The sequence below is a fragment of the Actinomycetospora sp. 2LY8.5 genome, from assembly GCF_057180585.1.
This window is the reverse complement of the sequence record NZ_JBXUHE010000057.1, coordinates 1-17,420: the sequence shown is the minus strand read 5'-3', so window position 1 is coordinate 17,420 and position 17,420 is coordinate 1. Positions and strand designations below refer to the sequence as shown.

The window sequence follows — 17,420 nt, the reverse complement described above, 5'->3', positions numbered from 1 at the left end:
GTCAGCCGACCTCGGCCATGACCTCGTCGGAGGCGTCGAAGTTCGAGTAGACGTTCTGCACGTCGTCGGAGTCCTCGAGCGCGTCGATGATCCGCAGGACCTTGCGCGCGCCGTCGGCGTCGACCTCGACGTTCATCGACGGCACGAACGACACCTCGGAGGAGTCGTAGTCGTAGTCCGCCTCCTGCAGCGCCTTGCGCACCTCGACGAGATCCGAGGGGTCGGTGAGCACCTCGAAGCTCTCGCCGTAGTCGTTGACCTCCTCGGCGCCCGCCTCGAGCACCGCGAGCAGCAGGTCGTCCTCGGCCAGCTCGCCGGCGGCCTGGGCCTTCGGGACGATGAGCACGCCCTTGCGGTTGAACAGGTAGGCCACCGAGCCCGGGTCGGCCATCGCGCCGCCGTTGCGGTTCATGGCCGTACGGACCTCGCCGGCGGCGCGGTTCTTGTTGTCGGTCAGGCACTCGACGAGCACCGCGACACCACCCGGCGCGTAGCCCTCGTAGGTGATGGCCTGGTACTCGGCCCCGCCCGCCTCCGCGCCGGACCCGCGCTTGACGGCGCGGTCGATGTTGTCGTTGGGGACCGAGGTCTTCTTCGCCTTCTGGATGGCGTCGTAGAGCGTCGGGTTGGCCGCCGGGTCGCCGCCACCGGTCCGCGCCGCGACCTCGATGTTCTTGATCAGCTTGGCGAACATCTTGCCGCGCTTCGCGTCGATCGCGGCCTTCTTGTGCTTGGTGGTCGCCCACTTGGAGTGGCCGCTCATCGTCTCCCCTTCGTCTCGCGCGTGCCTCGCGGGACCTCCCGCGGCGCCGCTCCCGGGTCATCCGGCCGGCACGAACGGCGACTCGCGCCGCGCACACTTCCAGCCATCGAGTCTACCGAGGTCCTCGCAGGGGCGGTGGGACGGTACGGTGCCGACACAGCTGAGTACTGACCCGCTACTCAGCACCGACGACGGGAGCCCGATGGACGTCACGACGCGCGAGCGCACCCACACCTGGTCCGACCCCCGGACGCTCGCCGCCGCGGCGACCGACCGCGACGGGCTCGCTTTCCTGCAGGCGATGGCGGACGGGACGCTCCCGCCCCCGCCGATCATGACGCTCGTGGGCGCCGGGGTGGAGTCGGTGGAGCCCGGGAAGGTCGTCTTCACCGTCGAGCCCGCCGAGTACCACTACAATCCGATCGGCTCGGTGCACGGCGGCATCTACGCGACGCTGCTCGACTCCGCCGCCGGGTGCGCCGTGCACAGCACGCTGCCCGCCGGCGTGGGCTACACGAGCATCGACCTCAACGTGAAGTTCCTGCGCCGGCTCACCGCCGACTCGGGCACCAGCCGCGCCACCGGCCACGTCGTCCACTCCGGGCGCAGCACCGCGCTCGCGCGCGCCGAGCTCGTCGACGGCCAGGGCCGCCTGGTGGCCGAGGCGACGTCGAGCTGCCTGATCCTGCGCGGCTGACCCGGCGCGGCGCACCCGTCCTGCGTGTGGTGGGCTCGACCCGTCGGGCCGTCGAGGACGAAGGGTCGATATGCCTCGCTCCATCGTCGCTGTCGTGGCTGCGGCGGTCCTCGCCCTCGCCGCCGCGTGCGGCGGCGCCGCGTCCGACCCCGCACCGCCCGCCGGCCCGCCGGACCCGGCCCGCACCGCGTCCGCCGACCCCGTCGGCGAGCAGGAGCCCGCGCCGGCCGGCGCCGCGACTCGGGCCCTCGTCACGACCCCGGTGACGGTCCCGCCCGGCCTCGGCGCCGACCCGTTCGACACCGCACGCCAGGCGCTGGTCCCCGCGGGCTGGACGATGGCGGTCTGGGCACGCGTGGACGGGGCCCGCCTCGCCGCGTTCGCCCCCGACGGCGCCCTGCTCGTCTCCCGGCCGGGCGCGGGCGAGGTCGTCCGGCTCGTCGGCGGACCGTCCGGGGCGACGAGCACCAGGCTCGTCGGCGACCTCATCCAGCCGCACGGGCTGTGGTTCTCCGGCTCGACGCTCTACGTCGCCGAGAGCAACGCGGTGCGCTCGTACCCGTACCAGGGCGGGCGGCTCGGCACACCGACCACGGTCGTCGACGGCCTGCCCGACGCGCGCAGCCCGGACCTGCGTGGGGCCTACGCGCACGCGCTCAAGAGCGTCGCCGTCGGCCGCGACGGTGCCGTCTTCATCTCCGTCGGGTCGACGGCCAACGTGTCCCCGCAGGACCGCGAGTCGACCCCGCAGCGAGCGGCGATCCTGCGCGTCCCGCCGGGCGGCGGGCCCGCCGAGCCGTACGCGCGCGGCGTCCGCAACGGCACCGGCCTCGCGATCGCCCCGGACGGTGCAGTGTGGACCGCGGTGAACAACCGCGACGACATCCCCTTCCCCTACGACCGCCCCTACGGCGAGGACGACGGATCCGCACGCGGGCAGGTCATCGGAGACTACGTCGACGACCATCCGCCCGAGGAGCTCGCGCGCCTCTACCCCGGCCGCGACCTGGGCTGGCCCTTCTGCAACCCGGATCCCGACGTGCAGCCGGGCGTGCCGGGCAGCGCGCTGGACCCGACCGACGTCCCCTTCGTGGCCGACGCGGAGACCAACGCCGACGGGCGCGCGCTGGGCTGTGCGACGCTGACGCCGGTCGAGCAGACGATGGGCGCCCACTCCGCCCCGCTGGGCCTCGCGTTCGGCACGCTGCCCGCGCCCTTCGGGCAGGGTGCGCTGGTCGGAGTGCACGGGTCGTGGAACCGGCAGACGCCGCGGGCCCCCGAGGTGTCGTTCTTTCCCTGGCGCAACGGCAGCCTCGACGGCCAGCGCACGCTCGTCGGCGGCTTCCAGGCTCCCGACGGTTCGCGGTGGGGACGCCCGGTCGCGGCGGTGCCCGGTCCCGACGGTGCCGTCTACGTCACCGACGACGGAGCGAACGCGGTGTACCGCCTGGCGCCGCCCGGACGCTGAGCCGCGCCCCGTCGTGCCCAACCGTTTCACGGGCCGGTGTGACGGGCACGACTTCTGTCATGAGCGAGCAGATCACCGTGACCCGCACCGTCGACGCCACGCCCGAGCAGCTGTTCGCGCTGCTGGCCACGCCCGGGCGTCATCACGAGTTCGACGGCGCGGGCATGCTGCAGGGTGTCGACGGCAACGCGACGGTGAGCGGCGTCGGCGACCAGTTCGTCATGAACATGCGCAACGACGCGCTGGGCGACTACCAGATGCTCAACACCGTGACCTCGTACGAGAAGGGCCGCGAGATCGGCTGGGCGCCCCAGCTCCACCCGCTGGACGGCTACACCGACAAGCTCGGCGACGTCACCGCCAAGGGCCACGTCTGGACCTGGAAGCTGGCGCCGTCGGGCGGCGGCACCGAGGTCACCCAGGTCTACGACTGGAGCGGGGTGCAGGACGAGCAGTTCAAGGGCTTCTTCCCGATGATCACCGAGGACCAGATGACGCGGACGATCGACAAGGTCGCCGACGCCGCGCAGTAGGCCGTCCGCAGGGGCCGGGTCAGGGGCCGGGTCAGGGGCCGGATCAGGAGCCGGGCGCCACCCGGGCGCCCGGACCCGGCGTGCTGCGCATCCGGTCGCCGGATCCGAGCCGGTGACCCGCGGCGCACTCGGCCACCAGCTCCACCGGCTCCCCGCAGCCCTCGTGGCGCACCACCACCGGCGTCCCGTCGTCGCGGTGCCGGTCGCCGTATCGCATCAGGGCGAGCAGCACGGGCCGTAGGTCCTCTCCGGCCCCGGTGAGCCGGTACTCCCGGCGCGTCCGCCGTCCCGGCTCGCGGTACTCCGCCGTCTCCACCAGGCCCGCCTCGGCCAGCACCGCGAGGCGGCGGGTGAGCACGGTGCGTGCGATCCCGAGGTGCGCGACGAGGTCGTCGAACCGGCGCACGCCGTGGAGCAGGTCGCGCACCACGAGCACCGTCCACGGCTCGCCGAGCACGGTCATCGTGCGCGCGATCGAGCAGACGTCGCTGTCCATGTCGCGCCAGCGCAGGGTCCCGGTCATGACGACACCTCTCCGATCGATGGTCCGGCTCCCCTATCGGCGTGCTCCCCTGATTGCTTCGAGTCCCGTACGAGCTCGATTCCCCCGTGCCAGCGTCTCCGGTCGCGCGGCGAGGTCGGCGCCGCCGCGCCGGACCGCCAGGGGTTCGCGGACGCCGTCGTCCTCACGACCCTCCTCACGACTCGGCGCGCTCCTTGATCCCCGCGAGCGTGCGCTCGATGTTCTGCTGGAACTCGCGCAGCCGGCCGGCCACGATGCGCTCCTCCTCGTCGGGCATCCGGCCCGACCGCCGGCACGTCCCCCTCCACCGGCCCCTCGGGCGCCGGGAGCCAGTGCTCCTCCTGCAGCTCCTGGGAGGTGTCGGCGACGACGCCGATGTCCCTGACCAGCGGCCACACCCGCGCGGGGGTCGCCGCGATGTGGACCTCGGCCTCGACGGTGGGGCGGTCCGCGTAGCGCATCGCCCGAGGGTAGCCCGGCTGGGTTCGTCGTCGATATCCAGCGGTCGAGGCATGCACTCACGCGCATGACCTGCCGTGACGTGCGCCGATCCCGGGGCTAGCCTGCGGTGCGGGATCATCTCGAGAGAGCGGGTGGGCATGACGGCGTGGGCCGGACTGGCGGCACGGGCAGCGGGCACGATCGCGACCGGGGTGGTGGGCGTGGCCGTGGTCGAGGGCGTCCGGAAGATCGCCACCGGGCAGCGCCTGCACGACGCGGCGGTCACCGTGACGACCGCGGGCCTGCGCGGTGCGCGGGTGGCCGAGGCGGGCGCCGAGCGCGTCCGGCTGTCCGCGGGCGACATCGTGGCCGAGGCGCGCGGGCGTCTCGGCGAGGAGGCGCCGGCTCCGGGCGACGGGGCGAACGGGCGCGACCACGAGCACTGAGGTGGCGACCGCCCCCGTCGTCTCCGACGCCGCCGGACGCGTCCGCTTCGCGACGCCGTGGCTGCGCGGCCGCGTCGCCCTCGCCGTCGCGGTCGAGGACGCGCTCGACGCAGTGCCGGGCGTGCGCCGGGCCCACGCGCACCCGCGGACCGGGGCCGTCGTGGTCTGGTACGACCCGGGATCCGACGCGCGCGCCGTCCTGCCGTCCGTCATCACCGCGGCCACCACCACCTCGCCGGCCCGCCGCGCGCCCCGGTCGGCGGACGTCGGCAACGGCGACCTGCTGCGGATGGCACTCGGGGCCGTCGCCCTGCTGCTGCTCGGCGGGCGGCGCTACGTCCTGCGCCGGCCCCCGGTGCTCGGGCCGACGAGCCGGCTCGCGGCCACGGGCGTCACGATCGTCACCGGCTACCCCTTCCTGCGCGGGGCCCTGCGCTCGCTGACCGGCGGGCGCGGCGCGGGCACCGACGCGCTCGTCTCCGCGGCCACGATCGCGTCGCTGGCGCTGCGCGAGAACGTCGTCGCGCTCACGGTGCTCTGGCTGCTGACGATCGGCGAGTACCTGCAGGACCTGACGCTGCGCCGGAGCCGCCGGGCGATCTCCGACCTGCTCTCGGGATCGCGGACGCGGACCTGGGTGCGGGCGGACGACGGGACCGGGTCGTTCGCCGAGGTGGAGGTCGACATCGCCCGCCTCGCCGTCGGCGACGAGGTCGTCGTCCACGAGCAGGTCGTGCTGCCCGTCGACGGCGTCGTGGTGGAGACGGGCGAGGGCGGCGCGGTCGTCGACCAGGCCGCGATCACCGGCGAGAACCTCCCGGTCCAGGCCGAGACGGGCGCGCGGCTCCCGGCCGGCTCCGTACTGCTGCGCGGGCGGATCGTGGTGCGCGCCGAGCGCGTCGGCACCGAGACCGCGCTCGGCCGCATCGTCGAGCGCGTCGAGACCGCGCAAGCCGACCGCGCGCCCATCCAGACCGTCGGCGAGACCTTCTCGCGGCGCTTCGTCCCGACGTCGTTCGCGCTGTCGCTGGCCACGCTCGTCGTCACCCGCGACGTCCGGCGGGCGATGACGATGCTGCTGGTGGCGTGCCCGTGCGCAGTGGGGCTCGCGACGCCGACGGCGATCAGCGCGGCGATCGGCAACGGCGCGCGGCGCGGGGTCCTCGTCAAGGGCGGGTCGCACCTCGAGGCGGCCGGACGGGTCGACGCCGTGGTGTTCGACAAGACCGGGACGCTCACCGTGGGGCGGCCCGTGGTCACGAACGTCGTGTCGTTCGACGACGACGTCGCCCCCGAACAGGTCCTGGCGCTGGCGGCGAGCTCGGAGATCCACTCGCGGCACCCCTTGGCGCAGGCGGTCATCCGTTCCACCGAGGAGCGGCGCATCGAGATCCCGCCGCACGAGGAGTGCGAGGTGCTGCTCGGCCAGGGCATGCGCGTGCAGGCCGACGGGCGCACGCTCCTGGTGGGCTCGCGGGAGCTGCTCAGGGCGCAGAAGGTGACGATCTCGCGGAAGGCCCACGGGTGGGTCCGCAAGCTGCAGCGCGCCGCCGAGACCCCGCTGCTGCTGGCCGTGGACGGGCAGCTCACGGGGCTGATCAGCCTGCGCGACACCGTGCGCCCCGAGGCCCCCGACGTGCTCGCGGCGCTACGGGCGGACGGCGTGGACCGGATCGTCATGCTCACCGGCGACCACCCCGAGACCGCCGCCGCCGTGGCCGCGGAGCTGGGCGTCGACGAGTGGCGCGCGCAGGCCCTGCCCGAGGACAAGCAGGACGTGGTGCGCGAGCTGCAGGCCGCGGGGCACACCGTGGCCGTGGTCGGCGACGGCACGAACGACGCGCCGGCCCTGGCGCTCGCCGACATCGGCATCGCCATGGGCGTCGGCGGCACCGACGTCGCCGTCGAGACCGCGGACGTGGCCCTGGCGGGCGACGACCTCGGGCGCCTGCTCGACCTGCGCGAGCTCGGCCGGCACGGGATCGCGCTGATCCGGCAGAACTACGGGATGTCGATCGCGGTGAACGCGGTGGGCCTTCTCGTGTCGGCGGGCGGCGCGCTGTCGCCGGTGGCCGCGGCGATCCTGCACAACGCCTCGTCCGTCGCCGTCGTCGCGAACTCCTCCCGCCTGATCCGCTACCGCCTGCCCCCTACGTGAGCACTTTCCGGGCCCATGGGCCCGGAAAGTGCTCACGTAGGGAGGCGTGGGCCTCGACGGTCTCGGTCACGCGGACCGGGTCGCCCGTGGTCGGCAGCGGGTGACCCCGCCGACGGTGACCACGTGCCCATGCAGAGCCGTGCATGACTTAGAGTAACCACCCGTTCGGCGCAGCGTCACGAGAGGGGTCGCAAGTGAAGGTCGCGTTCGTCGGCAAGGGCGGGAGCGGGAAGACGACCTGCGCCTCGCTGTTCGCGCTCCGGGCGGCGGCCGCGGGCGCCCCGGTACTGGCGCTGGACGCCGACATCAACCAGAACCTCGCCGTCGCGCTCGGCGCGACCGAGGAGGACGCGGCCGGGCTCCCGACGCTGCCCGGGCACCTCGGCCTGATCAAGGACTGGCTGCGCGGCGACAACCCGCGCATCCCGTCCACCGACCAGATGATCAAGACGACGCCGCCCGGGCAGGGCTCGCGGCTCCTGCGTGTCGTCGAGGACAACCCGATCTTCGACGCCACCGTGCGCGAGGTCGTGCCCGGCGTGCGGGTCGGGCTCGCGGGGACGTTCGACGACGCCGACCTGGGCGTCGCCTGCTTCCACGCCAAGACCGGTGCCGTGGAGCTCCTGCTCAACCACCTCGTCGACGGCCCGGACGAGTACGTGGTGGCCGACATGACCGCCGGCGCCGACGCCTTCGCCTCGGGCCTGTTCACCCGCTTCGACCTGACCTTCCTGGTCTGCGAGCCGACGCTGCGCTCGGTCGGCGTCTACCGCCAGTACGCCGGCTACGCCCGCGACTTCGGCGTGCGCCTCGCCGTCGTCGGCAACAAGGTCACCGACGACGGCGACGTCGCGTTCCTGCGCGAGGAGGTCGGCGACGACCTCGTCGGCGTCCTTCGGCACTCCGCCCACGTGCGCGCGGGCGACCGCGGCGCCTCGCGGGACGTCGCGGGCCTGGAGCCGGCCAACGCCGCCGTGCTCGACGACCTGCGCGCCGCGGTCGACGACGTCGACAAGGACTGGGCGCGCTACCAGGCCGACGCCGTCGCCATGCACCTGCGCAACGCGAACGCCTGGGCCGGCTCGGCCCTGGCCGAGCAGATCGATCCGGACTTCGTGCCGTCGCCCGTCACGCTCTGAACCGTCCGTCCCACCTCCCGGAGGTCACATCATGTCCCTGGACGTCTCCCCCGCGCTGCTCGACGCCGCGGCCCGCGGCGAGGTCACCGACGCCGAGTTCGTCGACTGCGTGCGCACCTCGCTGCCCTACGCGTGGACCGTGATCTCGTCGACGGTCGCCGATCTGGAGCTCTGCGACGGCGAGCTCGCCGACCACGAGGTCCCGCCGCCGAGCGAGGCCGAGCGCGGCCAGCTGCTCCGCGCGCTCGCCTCCGACGCCATCCGCGGCGGGCTCGAGCGTCACTTCGGCGTCACGCTGGCCTTCCAGAACTGCCACCGCGTCGCGGCGTTCCGGCCGTCGGCGGTGGACGGCGCGACGCACCGCGAGTTCATCTCGCCGCGCGGCCAGCTCCTCAACCAGTCCCCCGAGCTCCGCGACTGCTAGTCGCGCCACGGAGATGCGCGCACTGGTGGTCGGCCCGGTCACGCACGTGCGGGGTCGCGGATCCGGCGCAGGAACAGGTCGTGCAGGCGGGCGTCGCCGGTCTGCTCGGGGTGGAACGCGGTGGCGATCACCGGCCCCTGGCGGACGGCGACGACCTTGCCCGACGCCGGCCCGGCCACGGTGCCCGGCACGCGGGCGATCACCTCGACGCCGCGGCCGGTCGACTCGACCCACGGCGCGCGGATGAACACCGCCCGCACCGGACCGCCCGCGACGCCGGTGACGGCGAGGTCGGTCTCGAACGACTGCACCTGGCGACCGAACGCGTTGCGGCGCACCGTGATGTCGAGCGCGCCGAGCTGGTGCTGGTCGGGGCGGACGTCGACGGCCTCGCGCGCCAGCAGGATCATGCCCGCGCACGAACCGAACGCCGGCATCCCGGCGCGCAGGCGCTCGCGCAGCGGTTCGAGCAGCTCGCACGCCTCGAGGAGCTTCGACAGCGTCGTCGACTCCCCGCCGGGCAGCACGAGCCCCGCGACCTCGGCGAGCTCCGACGGGCGGCGCACCGGGTGCGCGTCGGCCCCGCAGGCCCGCAGGGCGTCGAGGTGCTCGGGGACGTTGCCCTGCAGGGCCAGGACGCCGACGGGAGTGCTCACGCCTCCAGTCTAGGAACGTCTCGGCGCGGCTGGACGAGCCGCAGCGCGCGCTGGGTCGCCGAGGTCGCCGCGTGGCTCCAAGCGCTGATCGGGGCGGTGACCACGGACTTCGCACCGCGGCTCCAGGCGTCGATCGGGGCCTCGGCGATCGACGTCGCGGCGCGCGCCCAGATCTCGAGCGGTGTCAGGGGCGGGTGCTCGTCCCCTCGGTGCTACCCGGTGCCCGGGTCCCCGAAGCGGGCGCGGTACTCGTCGACGTGCTGCGAGGCGCACATCCGCTCCTCGTGCTGCCCCTGCGCCTGGGCCATGCACTCGTCGAGCGTGAGGCCCTCGCCGAAGGTGCCGATGCCCAGCAGGCCCGGCACGACGATCCACGCGCCCACGACGAAGCCGATCAGGGCGAGCACGAAGCCGCCCAGCGACGTGCCGCCGCTGCGGTGCGGGTCGTGGAAGGCGCGCCGGGAGCCGATGAAGCCGATCACCAGACCGAGCAGACCCAGTCCGACGCCGGGCCAGCCGATCCAGCACGTGCCCACCGCGAGCAGACCCAGGGCGAGGGCGGCGGTGCCGAGGCCGCCGTCGCGCTCGCGCTCCTCGCTACGTCCCTGCGGGGCGGGGGGTTGCTGGGCCGACGTCATGGCGCGATCGTGCCAGGCGCTCACTCGGCGGCGTTCGGGTACCGCTCGTTGAACTCCGCGAGGTGCTGCGACTTGCACATGTGCATCTCGCGCGCCGTCGTCGACTGCGCCATGCACTGGTCGAGCGTCAGCCCGTCGCCGAAGCCGCCGGAGCCGAACAGCGTCGGCCAGACGATCACCGCGCCGACGACCAGCCCGACGAGCCCGGTGACGAACCCGCCGAGCGACGAGGCGCCGTCGGTGGCGAGGTTGTGGAACGCGCGACGCGCGCCGAGGTAGCCGGCGACCACCGCGGGCAGGCCGAGCACCACGCCCGCCCAGCCCGTCCAGCACGTCGCGGCGGCGAGCAGGCCCAGCACCAGGGCCGGGGTGCCCAAGCCGTTGCGCCGGGCGGGATCCTCGACCGGCTCCTGCTCGGCGGGCTTGCGCCCGGCGGGGCGCGGTGCCGGTGGGGGCGCGTCCGGCCCGACGGCGCGCAGCGTCTCGGTCTGCGCCTCGGGGTCCACGGCGTTCCCGGTGCCCGTGGTGCCCGTGGTGCCCTCCGAGCCCGTGGCGCGCCTGCCGACCAGCCGGCGCGGGTTGCCGTGCGAGGTGGTCATCGGTCGCATCGTCCCACGCGCCGGGGTGATCGGGTCTGCCACCTCACCGGCTGCGCCTCACCAACCGCGGGTCGCGAGCCGCTCGTGCTCGGGCATGTCGGCGGTCGTGCGCCCGACCATCGCCTCGCCGAGCCCCGCCGAGACCTTGGCGATGACATCCGGGTCGTCGTGGAAGGTGGTCGCCCGCACGATCGCCTCGGCGCGCCTGGCCGGGTCGCCGGACTTGAAGATCCCCGAGCCGACGAACACGCCCTCGGCGCCGAGCTGCATCATCATCGCCGCGTCGGCCGGGGTGGCGATGCCGCCGGCGGTGAACAGGACGACGGGCAGGCGCCCGGCCTCGGCCACCTCCTGCACCAGGGTCACCGGCGCCCGCAGCTCCTTGGCCGCGGCGTAGAGCTCCTGGGACTCCATGCGTGACAGGGCGCGGAGCTCCGAGCGGATCGCCCGCATGTGCCGCGTCGCCTCGACGACGTTGCCCGTCCCGGCCTCGCCCTTCGAGCGGATCATCGCCGCGCCCTCGCCGATCCGGCGCAGCGCCTCGCCCAGATTCGTCGCCCCGCACACGAACGGCACCGTGAACGCCCACTTGTCGATGTGGTGGGCCTCGTCGGCCGGGGTGAGCACCTCGGACTCGTCGACGTAGTCGACGCCGATCGACTGCAGCACCTGGGCCTCGACGAAGTGCCCGATCCGCGCCTTGGCCATCACCGGGATCGAGACCGACTCGACGATCCCCGCCACCATGTCCGGGTCGGACATGCGCGCCACGCCGCCCTGGGCGCGGATGTCGGCCGGGACGCGCTCGAGCGCCATGACGGCGACGGCGCCGGCGTCCTCGGCGATCCTCGCCTGCTCCGGCGTGACGACATCCATGATCACGCCGCCCTTGAGCATGTCGGCGAGGCCGCGCTTGACCCCTCCGGTGCCGATGGCGGGGGCGGTGTCGGGCCTGGTCACGGTGCTCCTCCGGTCATGCACTTCTCGACAGCGACGTCCGCGTGCGATGGTACGTCCGTCACGCGCGCGTGACGGGTGACGCGGTGCACGGTCCCCGCAGCGCTTCCATCATCGCCAGGAGCTCGCCCCACACCCGCTCCAGGGCGTCGGGCTCGTCGGTGACCGCGAGCCACAGCGCCGCCTCGTTCATCGCGCCCCCGAGCAGGTGGGCCAGCGGCGCGACCGGGCGCGGGGCGAGCACCCCGCGGGCCACGAGCGTCTCCAGGGCCTCGACGAGGTGGCGTCCGGACGTGGTCTCGTCGATCGCACGCCACTCCGTCCAGCCGAGCACGGCCGGCCCGTCGACCAGCGCGATCCGGGCGACCGCCGGGTCGGTGCTCGCCACCAGGAAGGCCCGGCTCCCGGCCGTGAACTGCGCCCACGGGTCCCCACCGGTCGCTCGGCCCTGCGCCTCGGCCGCCGCGACCACCGCGTCCGCCACCTCGGCCAGGACCTCGACGAGCACCGCCCGGAACAGCGCGGTCTTGCCGTCGAACTGGTGGTACAGCGCGCCCTTGGTGACGCCCGCCGCGGCGACGATCTCGGCGAGGCCGACGTCCCCGTAGCCTCGCGTGGCGAAGAGCGCCCGCGCCCGCTCGACGAGCGCGCGGCGCGTCCGCTCCCGCTGCTCGACCCGTACTCCGGCCACGACACCTCCGTGCTTCGTCGCCCACTTGACGTACCGATGGTACGCCAGCATGATTGACGTACCAACGGTACGCGAAAGGATCCGATCATGGAACCCACCGGCTTCTACCCCGTCCTCGGTGTCGACGACGTCGCGGCCTCGCGAGCCTTCTGGGTCGAGCACTTCGGCTTCGAGGTGGTCTTCGAGGTCGACTGGTACGCGAGCCTGCGCCGCGGGGCCCACGAGCTGGCGTTCGTCGCCGCCGACCACCCGACGGTGCCCGCCGGCTTCCGGGCCCGGGCGCGCGGCCTGCTGCTCAACGTCGAGGTGCCCGACGTCGACGCCGAGTACGAGCGCCTCGTCGTCCGCGGGGGCCTGCGCCCCGAGCTGGAGCTGCGCTCCGAGGAGTTCGGTCAGCGCCACTTCATCGTCGCCGACCCCGCCGGCGTGCTCGTGGACGTCATCACCGAGATCCCGGTGGGCGCGGAGTACGAGGACGCCGTGCTCGCCCGGTAGGTCCAGCTCAGTGGATCGCGAGCGGCACCGGGCCCGGCTCGAGCGCCCGGGGGTCGGCGAGCAGGTCGGGCAGCTGGTGGGGATGCACCACGTCGAGTGTCACGGCCAGCTCGGCGGGGGTCCACCAGCGGTGCCCCTTCACGGTGCGGGACTCGTGCTCGGTGAACGTGCTGGTGTCGACGTCGCCGCTCGGGGCGTGCACGGCGTGGAAGAGCTCGCGTCCGGCGTAGGTCGTGCCGTCGGCCTCGAAGACGACCTCGCGGATCCACAGCGGGCCCCGGACCTGGTCGAGGCGGACCACCAGGCCGGTCTCGTCCCCCACGGTCCGCACGACGGCCGCCGCCGGCTCCTCCCCTGTCTTCACGCCGCCGCCGGGCGCGAACCAGAACGTCTCGGCGGGCCGCGCCGGGTCGACGCCCTGGAACAGCAGCACCCGCCCCTCGGCGTCGATGACGACCGCGCGCACCGCGTCCTGGGCGACGTGGACCGCGGGCTCCACGGGCAGGCCGTCGGGGCCGGGCTCGGCGATCTCGAAGTAGCGCGGCACCGGCGCCGTCCCGGCCAGTCCCAGCCAGCGCACCATCCGGCGTCCGCGCAGGGCGCGCGTGTCGCGGACGGCGTCGTTGTGGATGCGGCGCGCCACCGAGACGCGGGCGTGGACGTCGGCGAGCTCGGCGGCGAGGTCGGCGGGCAGGGCGGCGGTGTCGAGGGGGGCGAGCGCGCGGGTCAGGTCGTTCTCGGCTTCTTCGCGCTCGGCGTCGAGCCCGCCCTCGCCGGCCGCCCGCGTCGCCGTGGCCGCGCGGGCGGCGGCGCGCAGGGCACGCCGGTCGGCGTCGCCGAGCGCCACGGGCCCCGCCGTCGCGGCGATCGCCCGTACCACCGCGGCCCGCCGGTCGAGCACGGCCGCGAGACCCGCGGCGGCCGCGTCGGTGCGCACGTGCAGGCGGTCGAGGCGCCGCGCCCGGGCGATGAGCACCGCAGCGGTGACGATGACCAGGAGGAGGACCGCGGCGGCGACGATGACCACCAGCACGCCGGTGGGGCCGAGGAGGGTCACGGCGAGGACGGTAGGTCCTCGGTCCGACGACCCGGCTCGCGGGATCCCGTCGGCACCGGTGCCGAGAGGCGGCCGTTCGCCCCGACCCGCCGGGGATCCGCCGCGACGGCGACCTCGTACACCCGCAGGACCGCAGCGGCCACGACCGACCAGTCGAACGCGGCCACCCGGCGGCGCGCCGCGGCGCGCAGGGCCTCCCGGCGCGCGGGATCGTCGAGCAGCGCCGCGACGGCCGCGCTCCACGCGGCGGCGTCGCCGCTGGGCACCGCCACACCCGCGGGCGGGTCGCCGAGCACGCGGCGGAAGGCGTCGATGTCGCTCGCGACCACCGGCGCGCCGGCCGCCATGCCCTCGGCGAGCACGACGCCGAAGCTCTCGCCGCCGGTGTTGGGGGTGGCGAGCAGGTCGATCGACGCGAGCATCGAGGCCTTGGTCGGCTCGTCGACCGCGCCGAGCAGCTCGATCCGGTCGGCGAGCTCGGGCCCGGCCTGCTCGCGCAGCTCGTCCTCGTCGCCGCGCCCCACCACGACCAGCCGCAGGCCCGGGCGGTGTGCGGCGAGCGGACGCAGGGCCTCCAGCAGCAGCGGCATGCCCTTGCGCGGTTCGGTGTAGCGGCCGACGAACCCGACGGTCGCGCCGTTGCCGTGTCGCGGGTGGCCCGGCAACGGCGGTGCGTCGGCGAAGGCGCCGACGTCCACCCCGTTCGGGATCTCCACCGCGTCACCGCCGAGGTGCTCGACGTAGACCTGGCGCGCCAGCGGCGACACCGCGATCCGCGCGGTCACGCGCTCGAGCAGCGGGCGCAGCACCGGTTCGAAGAACGTCATGGTGCGCGAGCGCGGGGTCGACGTGTGGAACGTCGCCACCACCGGGCCCTCGGCGACGACGAGCGCGAGGAACGACAGGCTCGGCGCGGTGGGCTCGTGGACGTGCAGGACGTCGAAATCGCCGTCGCGCAGCCACCGCCGCACCCTCGCCAGCGAGACCGGTCCGAAGGTCAGGCGCGCGACCGAGCCGTTGTACGGGATGCCGAGCGAGCGCCCCGCCCGCGTGACTCCCGCGGGCACCGGGGTGTCCTCGCCCGCCGGCGCGAGCACGTCGACGTGGTGGCCGAGGCCCGTCAGCGCGTGGGCGAGGTCGAGGACGTGCGCCTGGACCCCGCCGGCGACGTCCAGCGAGTACGGACACACGATCCCGATGCGCATGGCGTGACCAGCCTATCGACGCGCGCGTCAGGGCTCCGTGACGACCTCGGCGAAACGGCACGTACCGGAACGCGCGCGGCGCTAGCGTCCGGCTCGGGTCAGGGTCGGCCGTGGTGTTCACCTCCTCCGGCCCCGACCGCCCCGCGGCTGCCCACCAACCCGCAGCGGCTTGACCGAGGAGCGACTCATGAGCGACGGATTCGGCGTCGGGCCCGAGGCGCTCGCTCCGGCCGCGCAGCGGTTCCGGGGCGTGGCCGACGAGCTCGCCGGCGCGGTCGCCGATCTCCGCGGCGCGCTCGGTGCCCTCGGCTCCCTCGGCGAGGTCTGCGGTGGTGACGACCAGGGACGCGCGTTCGCGGCCGGCTACCAGCCGCGGGCCGACGAGGGCCTGCGCGCGCTCGACACCCTGGCCCGGGTGCTCGCGAGCGTCCCGGCGGGGCTCGACCGCGCCGCGGCCCAGTACCGCGGAGGTGACGACGCAGCCGGACGGGACCTCGGTGGGGCGCCGTGAGCAGCCCCGGCGACGCGACCGTCGACACCGTCGTCTCCACGGTCGGGCTGTGGTGGCCCGATGCCGAGGAGGAGGACCTCCGCGCCGCCGCCGACGCCTGGGACCGCATGGCCGTCGCCCTCGACCGGACCGTCGAGGCCGGGCGCGCCGGCGCCGGCGAGGCGCTGCGGAGCTGGGAGGGCGACGCCGCCGGCGCGTTCCGCGAGCGCTGGGCGGCGATCGAGCGCGAGGGCCTGGTGCCCTCCGCCGAGGCGTGCCGGGTGCTCGCCGGCGCGCTGCGGCGGTACGCCGACGAGGTCGAGTCCGCGAAGAACGAGATCCAGACGCTCGCAGTCGAGATCGGCGCCGGCATCGTGCTCGGGGTCGCGATGGCGTGGTTCACCTTCGGCGCCTCCGCGGCGGCCGCCACGGGCGTCGCGGCCCGGCTCGTGGCGCTCGCGACCCAGATCGGGGTACGGGTCTCGGCCTCGGTCGCCGGGATCGTCTCCACCTCGCTGACCGGCGCGGCGTTCGGCACCGTCGACGGCGTGGCGGCCAACGCGATCGGCCAGGTCTATCGCGTCGAGGCCCTCGACGAGGGCGACTACTCCCCCGACGACCTCGGCACGGCGGCGATGTGGGGTGCGGGCGGTGGGGTCGTCGGCGCCGGTCTCGGGGCAGGCTGGGGCGCCTGGGCGACTCGCGCCCTGCGCGACCCGGCACCCGGCGGCGCCCTCCTCCGCGGCGGGGGCGACGGCATCCGCGCGGCGCTGGAGCCGACGGACTGGGGGCGTCTGTACGGGGCCTGGAGGCCAGAGCTCGTCGAGTCGGCCGGCCCGCTCGAGGCCCACGAGCGCCTCACCGCCCGTTTCCTGGCCGACGAAGGCACGATGGTCCACTCCCGCGCCCCGCGTCCGGTGGAGAACTACAAGAACCCCGACCTGCTCGTCCGGACCGGCCCGCGTGATCCGGGAACATACGTCGAGCTGAAGGCGGTCGAGAACAACTCGTCGACCGCCGTGGCGAAGCTCGTACGCAAGGCGAGCGCGCAGCTTGCTGATGTGGGTGGCGGTCAACTCGTGATCGATGGACGCGCCGCCGGGTTGACACTGGACACGGCGAGGGAAGGGGTCGAACGGGCCATCAGGAACATGGCGAGGGGCGACGAACCATTGGCCGGGTCCATCCGGGTCCTCCTTCCCGACGGCGCGCGCGTCCTCCACTGACCCATGTCGAGCTTCGAGGACCTCTTCGTCGACCCCGGCCACTCCGACGCCGAGCGAGCAGCGCGAGCGCTGTCCGACGCCTACGGATTGCGGATGGACCGAAGCCCCTCCGGAGCTCTTCATCTGGGGACACCGCACTGGTCGCCAGGCGCAGGCCACATCGGTGGCCGCATCGAGCGCAACCCGTATGTCTTCCCTGACCCTGTCGGACCCGACGATTTCTCGATCTACGACGACTTCCCGATCGTGTGGTCCCTGTGGTCGGGCGACATCAAGGACCCCGAGATCAGAGGGCGGGAACAGCGACGCCGGGCCCGCCTCGCCTTCGCTGCCGTCGTCGCCGACTTCGGCTGGCCGAGCGTGCTCGTGCACGAGTTCGAGGAACTCGTCGCGACCTACGACCCCGTGCGCGGCGTGCGCGAGTTCCCTCCCGGCACGCCCGCCGACGGCACCGGGCGCCACCTCTGGGGGTAGACAGAACGCCTCTCCACTTCGTCTTTCGGGAGAGTCACCAGGGCTGTCACGTGGACGACGCGAGCGGCACTCCCCGCAGGCCCGGAGCCCGGTGATCATGCCGAGCGTGCCGCTCGCCTACGCGCGCCGGCACCCAGCACATGGAGTTGTCGTTCGCTGCCTCCGACGCCGCGGACGGAGTGTTCGTGTCACCGGCGCTGGCGCGCCCACACACCGCGAACGGGGACTTTCGGCGCTTAGAAGCAGCGAACAGCACGTTCGCCGCAACACAAGGTCGGCCGCCGACCCCGCGAACGGGGACTTTCGGCGCTTAGAAGCAGCGAACAGCACGTTCGCCGCA

At 74.4% G+C, this 17,420-nt stretch carries 20 protein-coding genes; 11 read left to right on the top strand and 9 right to left on the bottom strand.

Features of this window, described 5'->3' with window-relative positions:
- Position 1 precedes the first annotated feature (1 nt).
- On the bottom strand, positions 2-763 hold the full coding sequence (locus AC2A1K_RS32565) for a YebC/PmpR family DNA-binding transcriptional regulator (protein ID WP_483900507.1): 762 nt from the start codon (positions 761-763) through the stop codon (positions 2-4).
- A 202-nt stretch (positions 764-965) separates the two neighbouring features.
- Here AC2A1K_RS32565 and AC2A1K_RS32560 point away from each other — a divergent pair, with 202 nt between their 5' ends.
- The 3 genes from AC2A1K_RS32560 (at position 966) to AC2A1K_RS32550 (ending at position 3,461) form a co-directional block, all read left to right on the top strand.
- A complete protein-coding gene (locus AC2A1K_RS32560) occupies positions 966-1,460 on the top strand; it encodes a PaaI family thioesterase (protein WP_483900506.1) in 495 nt (164 codons plus the stop codon).
- Between the two features lie 94 nt (positions 1,461-1,554).
- Positions 1,555-2,928 (top strand): PQQ-dependent sugar dehydrogenase, encoded by a 1,374-nt coding sequence (locus AC2A1K_RS32555; RefSeq protein WP_483900505.1) that lies wholly within the window; start codon positions 1,555-1,557, stop codon positions 2,926-2,928.
- A gap of 59 nt (positions 2,929-2,987) precedes the next feature.
- The gene (locus tag AC2A1K_RS32550; protein WP_483900504.1) at positions 2,988-3,461 is read left to right on the top strand and encodes an SRPBCC family protein; all 474 of its coding nucleotides are present in this window, start codon (positions 2,988-2,990) and stop codon (positions 3,459-3,461) included.
- Between the two features lie 43 nt (positions 3,462-3,504).
- Here AC2A1K_RS32550 and AC2A1K_RS32545 read toward each other — a convergent pair whose 3' ends face one another.
- Positions 3,505-3,984 carry a winged helix-turn-helix transcriptional regulator gene (locus AC2A1K_RS32545; protein ID WP_483900503.1) on the bottom strand — a complete coding sequence of 160 codons (480 nt, stop codon included), beginning with the start codon at positions 3,982-3,984 and terminating at the stop codon, positions 3,505-3,507.
- A gap of 599 nt (positions 3,985-4,583) precedes the next feature.
- Between AC2A1K_RS32545 and AC2A1K_RS32540 the strand changes: the two genes are divergently transcribed.
- The 4 genes from AC2A1K_RS32540 to AC2A1K_RS32525 all read left to right on the top strand — a co-directional run bounded on the left by AC2A1K_RS32540 (position 4,584) and on the right by AC2A1K_RS32525 (position 8,592).
- Positions 4,584-4,871, top strand: coding sequence for a DUF1490 family protein (locus AC2A1K_RS32540; RefSeq protein WP_483900502.1), 288 nt, complete (start codon positions 4,584-4,586; stop codon positions 4,869-4,871).
- Position 4,872: 1 nt separating this feature from the next.
- A complete protein-coding gene (locus tag AC2A1K_RS32535; protein ID WP_483900501.1) occupies positions 4,873-7,029 on the top strand; it encodes a heavy metal translocating P-type ATPase in 2,157 nt (718 codons plus the stop codon).
- A gap of 194 nt (positions 7,030-7,223) precedes the next feature.
- A complete protein-coding gene (locus tag AC2A1K_RS32530) occupies positions 7,224-8,168 on the top strand; it encodes an ATP-binding protein (RefSeq protein WP_483900500.1) in 945 nt (314 codons plus the stop codon).
- 31 nt (positions 8,169-8,199) lie between these two features.
- Complete coding sequence (locus tag AC2A1K_RS32525) at positions 8,200-8,592, top strand: SCO5389 family protein (protein ID WP_483900499.1); 393 nt, start codon at positions 8,200-8,202, stop codon at positions 8,590-8,592.
- Between the two features lie 38 nt (positions 8,593-8,630).
- On the opposite strand, the gene pdxT is transcribed toward AC2A1K_RS32525, so the two are convergent.
- From pdxT to AC2A1K_RS32500, 5 genes are all read right to left on the bottom strand, one after another.
- Positions 8,631-9,248 carry a pyridoxal 5'-phosphate synthase glutaminase subunit PdxT gene (pdxT, locus tag AC2A1K_RS32520; protein ID WP_483900498.1) on the bottom strand — a complete coding sequence of 206 codons (618 nt, stop codon included), beginning with the start codon at positions 9,246-9,248 and terminating at the stop codon, positions 8,631-8,633.
- Between the two features lie 212 nt (positions 9,249-9,460).
- On the bottom strand, positions 9,461-9,886 hold the full coding sequence (locus AC2A1K_RS32515) for a hypothetical protein (protein ID WP_483900497.1): 426 nt from the start codon (positions 9,884-9,886) through the stop codon (positions 9,461-9,463).
- A 20-nt stretch (positions 9,887-9,906) separates the two neighbouring features.
- The gene (locus tag AC2A1K_RS32510; protein ID WP_483900496.1) at positions 9,907-10,485 is read right to left on the bottom strand and encodes a hypothetical protein; all 579 of its coding nucleotides are present in this window, start codon (positions 10,483-10,485) and stop codon (positions 9,907-9,909) included.
- A 57-nt stretch (positions 10,486-10,542) separates the two neighbouring features.
- Positions 10,543-11,445 (bottom strand): pyridoxal 5'-phosphate synthase lyase subunit PdxS, encoded by a 903-nt coding sequence (gene pdxS, locus AC2A1K_RS32505; protein WP_483900495.1) that lies wholly within the window; start codon positions 11,443-11,445, stop codon positions 10,543-10,545.
- 58 nt (positions 11,446-11,503) lie between these two features.
- Positions 11,504-12,133, bottom strand: coding sequence for a TetR/AcrR family transcriptional regulator (locus AC2A1K_RS32500; RefSeq protein ID WP_483900494.1), 630 nt, complete (start codon positions 12,131-12,133; stop codon positions 11,504-11,506).
- 87 nt (positions 12,134-12,220) lie between these two features.
- Between AC2A1K_RS32500 and AC2A1K_RS32495 the strand changes: the two genes are divergently transcribed.
- On the top strand, positions 12,221-12,628 hold the full coding sequence (locus tag AC2A1K_RS32495) for a VOC family protein (protein ID WP_483900493.1): 408 nt from the start codon (positions 12,221-12,223) through the stop codon (positions 12,626-12,628).
- Between the two features lie 7 nt (positions 12,629-12,635).
- On the opposite strand, the gene AC2A1K_RS32490 is transcribed toward AC2A1K_RS32495, so the two are convergent.
- Together AC2A1K_RS32490 and AC2A1K_RS32485 are read right to left on the bottom strand one after the other, a co-directional pair.
- Entirely contained in the window at positions 12,636-13,685 is a 1,050-nt protein-coding gene (locus AC2A1K_RS32490) for an NUDIX hydrolase (protein ID WP_483900492.1), read from the bottom strand.
- Positions 13,682-14,890 (bottom strand): glycosyltransferase family 4 protein, encoded by a 1,209-nt coding sequence (locus AC2A1K_RS32485; RefSeq protein ID WP_483900491.1) that lies wholly within the window; start codon positions 14,888-14,890, stop codon positions 13,682-13,684. The genes AC2A1K_RS32490 and AC2A1K_RS32485 overlap by 4 nt, the downstream gene beginning before the upstream one ends.
- A gap of 187 nt (positions 14,891-15,077) precedes the next feature.
- On the opposite strand from AC2A1K_RS32485, the gene AC2A1K_RS32480 reads away from it, so the two are divergent.
- The 3 genes from AC2A1K_RS32480 to AC2A1K_RS32470 are packed head-to-tail and all read left to right on the top strand — an operon-like array spanning position 15,078 to position 17,080.
- Positions 15,078-15,401, top strand: a complete 324-nt coding sequence (locus AC2A1K_RS32480) for a type VII secretion target (RefSeq protein ID WP_483900490.1) — start codon at positions 15,078-15,080, stop codon at positions 15,399-15,401.
- Positions 15,398-16,606 (top strand): WXG100 family type VII secretion target, encoded by a 1,209-nt coding sequence (locus AC2A1K_RS32475; RefSeq protein ID WP_483900489.1) that lies wholly within the window; start codon positions 15,398-15,400, stop codon positions 16,604-16,606. Before AC2A1K_RS32480 ends, AC2A1K_RS32475 begins: the two co-directional genes overlap by 4 nt.
- A gap of 3 nt (positions 16,607-16,609) precedes the next feature.
- Entirely contained in the window at positions 16,610-17,080 is a 471-nt protein-coding gene (locus AC2A1K_RS32470; protein WP_483900488.1) for a hypothetical protein, read from the top strand.
- Positions 17,081-17,420 lie beyond the last annotated feature (340 nt).

What these genes read in the sequence shown, in the direction of transcription:
- AC2A1K_RS32565 (WP_483900507.1), bottom strand. Translation starts at nt 763, where the DNA reads ATGAGCGGCCACTCCAAGTGGGCGACCACCAAGCACAAGAAGGCCGCG.
- AC2A1K_RS32495 (WP_483900493.1), top strand. Translation starts at nt 12,221, where the DNA reads ATGGAACCCACCGGCTTCTACCCCGTCCTCGGTGTCGACGACGTCGCG.
- AC2A1K_RS32525 (WP_483900499.1), top strand. Translation starts at nt 8,200, where the DNA reads ATGTCCCTGGACGTCTCCCCCGCGCTGCTCGACGCCGCGGCCCGCGGC.
- AC2A1K_RS32470 (WP_483900488.1), top strand. Translation starts at nt 16,610, where the DNA reads ATGTCGAGCTTCGAGGACCTCTTCGTCGACCCCGGCCACTCCGACGCC.
- AC2A1K_RS32550 (WP_483900504.1), top strand. Translation starts at nt 2,988, where the DNA reads ATGAGCGAGCAGATCACCGTGACCCGCACCGTCGACGCCACGCCCGAG.
- AC2A1K_RS32540 (WP_483900502.1), top strand. Translation starts at nt 4,584, where the DNA reads ATGACGGCGTGGGCCGGACTGGCGGCACGGGCAGCGGGCACGATCGCG.
- AC2A1K_RS32560 (WP_483900506.1), top strand. Translation starts at nt 966, where the DNA reads ATGGACGTCACGACGCGCGAGCGCACCCACACCTGGTCCGACCCCCGG.
- AC2A1K_RS32545 (WP_483900503.1), bottom strand. Translation starts at nt 3,984, where the DNA reads ATGACCGGGACCCTGCGCTGGCGCGACATGGACAGCGACGTCTGCTCG.
- AC2A1K_RS32485 (WP_483900491.1), bottom strand. Translation starts at nt 14,890, where the DNA reads ATGCGCATCGGGATCGTGTGTCCGTACTCGCTGGACGTCGCCGGCGGG.
- AC2A1K_RS32480 (WP_483900490.1), top strand. Translation starts at nt 15,078, where the DNA reads ATGAGCGACGGATTCGGCGTCGGGCCCGAGGCGCTCGCTCCGGCCGCG.
- AC2A1K_RS32510 (WP_483900496.1), bottom strand. Translation starts at nt 10,485, where the DNA reads ATGACCACCTCGCACGGCAACCCGCGCCGGCTGGTCGGCAGGCGCGCC.
- AC2A1K_RS32515 (WP_483900497.1), bottom strand. Translation starts at nt 9,886, where the DNA reads ATGACGTCGGCCCAGCAACCCCCCGCCCCGCAGGGACGTAGCGAGGAG.